The sequence below is a fragment of the Streptomyces bambusae genome, assembly GCF_019400985.1.
Taxonomy (GTDB): Bacteria; Actinomycetota; Actinomycetes; order Streptomycetales; family Streptomycetaceae; genus Streptomyces; species Streptomyces bambusae_A.
Window position 1 is genome coordinate 1 of sequence record NZ_WTFF01000555.1, and the last position, 2,488, is coordinate 2,488.

The following is a 2,488-nucleotide window of genomic DNA, read 5'->3' on the forward strand; positions in this document are numbered from 1 at the left end:
GCCGCCCACCGCCGCGCCCCGGACCTGCGCGACCGCCTCGACCGGGTACGCGCCGGCCCGCACCGCCCGGCCCTGGACGCCTACCGGCTGTCCCTGCGGGCCGCCGTCGAGGACCACCTCGCCGCCGGGGGCCGGCCCCGCAACCCGGACCACCTGCTGTTCCACCTGGTCCACCTCACCAACAACCGGCTCGGCGTACGGCCCGTGGAAGAGGCCGTCCTCGCCCGCTGGATCCACGCCGAGCAGCACGCCGCACCCACGCGCGGCGCCTGCTGAGAGAGAAGGGGGCGCCGCACCCATGAAGACGATCAGCGCGAGCGAGCACCGCGTCGGCGAGCACCGCGCGAGCGAGCACCGCGTCGGCGAGCACCGCCTGGGCAACGGCCTGCGCATCGCCTTGCTGCCGGACCATCTCCATCCGGTGGCCGCCGTGTGCGTCTGGTACGGCGTAGGCTCCCGCGACGAGCCGTCCGGCCGCACCGGCATGGCGCACCTCTTCGAGCACCTGATGTTCCAGGGCTCCCGCAACGTGCCGGGCAACGGCCACTTCGCCCTCCTGCAGGAAGCCGGCGGCCGCCCCAACGGCACCACGAACTTCGAACGCACCAACTTCACCGAGACCGTCCCCTCCCACCACCTCGAACTGGCCCTGTGGCTGGAGGCGGACCGGATGGGCGGGCTCCTCGACGCGCTCACCCAGGAATCCCTGGACAACCAGCGCGAGGTGGTCAAGAACGAACGCCGCCAGCGCTACGACAACGTCCCCTACGGCACCGCCTGGGAGCACCTGGTCGCCATGGCCTACCCGCCCGGCCACCCCTACCACCACCTGCCCATCGGCTCCATGGCCGACCTGGACGCCGCCTCCCTCCAGGACGCCCGGGACTTCTTCGCCGCCCACTACGCCCCCGACAACGCCGTCCTCGCCGTGGTCGGCGACTTCGAACCGGAGCAGACCCTCGGCTGGATCCGGCGCTACTTCGGGGGGATCCCCGGCCCGCGGGGCACCGCGGCCCCGCCCGACGCCGCGCTGCCCGAACTCATGGGCGCGGAGCGGCGCGCCGTGGTCCGCGCCGCGGTGCCCGCGGGAGCCGTACTGCACGCGTACCGGCTGCCGCGGGACGGCACCCGGGAGGCCGAGGCGGCGGCCCTGGCCTTCGCGGTCCTCGGCTCGGGGCAGAACAGCCGCCTCAAGCTGCGCCTGATCCGCCGCGACCGTTCCGCCTCCCGCCTGTCCACCAGCCTGATCCGGCTCACCGGGACGTCGTCGCTGGGCTGGATCGACGTCAAGGCCTCGGCCTCCACCACCACCGCGGACATCGAAGCGAGCCTCGACGAGGAACTGCGCCGCTTCGCCGCCACCGGCCCCACCGAACCCGAACTGCTCCGCGCCCGCGCCCACCTGGAGCGCGTCCTGCTGGCCCGGCTGGAGACGGTCGGCGGCCGGGCGGACGAACTCTGCCGCCACACCGCGTTCTTCGGCCACGCCGAGCCGGACGGCCCGGCCTCCGCCGCCCTGCAGCACCTGGCGTCGATCACCACCGAGGAGGTACGCGCCTTCGCCCAGACCCACCTCCACCCGGCAAACCGCGCAGCCCTCGTCTTCGAACCCCACCCCACACCCGAGCCCAAGGCCCCGACCCCCCGGAGTCCGACACCTCGGGTCGCGGGTGGGATCCCGACCCCCCGGTCCGCGGCCCAGGCCCCCACGCCCCACGCCACGGCCGAACGCCCCACCCCCCTGGCCAAGCCCCAGCCCCCGACACCCCCGCCCGCAGGCCAGACCCCCATGACGCCCGCCCCCGCTGCCCGCAAGCCCCGCGCCGAGACCACCCTCGCCCCCACGGCGTCACCCGACGCCGCCCCCGGCCCCGTTACCCGCAGGCCCCGCGCGGAGACCACCCTCGCCCCCACGGCGTCACCCGACGCCGCCCCCGGCCCCGTTACCCGCAGGCCCCGCGCGGAGGCCGCCCTCGCCCCCGCGGCGTCAGCCGGTGGCGCTCCCGGTTCTGTTGGTCCTGGCCCCGCTGCCCGCGGGCTCTGCGCCGAGGCCGTTCTCGCCTCCGCGGCGTCACCCGACGCCGCCCCCGGCCCCGTTACCCGCAGGCTTCGCGCGGAGGCCGCCCTCGCCCCCGCGGTGTCAGCCGGCGGTGCTCCTGGTTCCGTCGGCCCCGGCCCCACTGCCCGCAAGCCCCGCGCCGACGCCGCTGTCGGCCCCGCTGCGATACCCGGTGGCACCCTTGGTTCCGTTGGTCCTGGCCCTGCTGCCCGTAAGCGCCGGGCCGAGGCCGTTGTCGCCTCCGCGGCGTCAGCGGGCGGTGCTCCCGGTTCCGTTGGTCCTGGCCCCGCTGCTCGCAGGCCCCGCGCTGAGGCGGCTCCCGCCCCCGCTGCGTCACCCGACGCCGCCCCCGGCCCGGTCGCTCCCGGCGCCGTTAGCCGCAGGCCCCGCGCCGAGGCGGCTCCCGCCCCCGCTGCGTCACCCGACGCC

1 protein-coding gene and 1 pseudogene are annotated in these 2,488 nt (G+C 76.6%); both read left to right on the top strand.

Annotated features, from left to right (window positions below):
* Nucleotides 1-276 (top strand): lantibiotic dehydratase C-terminal domain-containing protein (locus tag GPJ59_RS35470; protein ID WP_219672228.1); only part of this gene is annotated, 276 nt, incomplete at its 5' end.
* A 22-nt stretch (nucleotides 277-298) separates the two neighbouring features.
* Nucleotides 299-1,612: pseudogene (locus GPJ59_RS35475) on the top strand (M16 family metallopeptidase); the annotation flags it as partial.
* Nucleotides 1,613-2,488 lie beyond the last annotated feature (876 nt).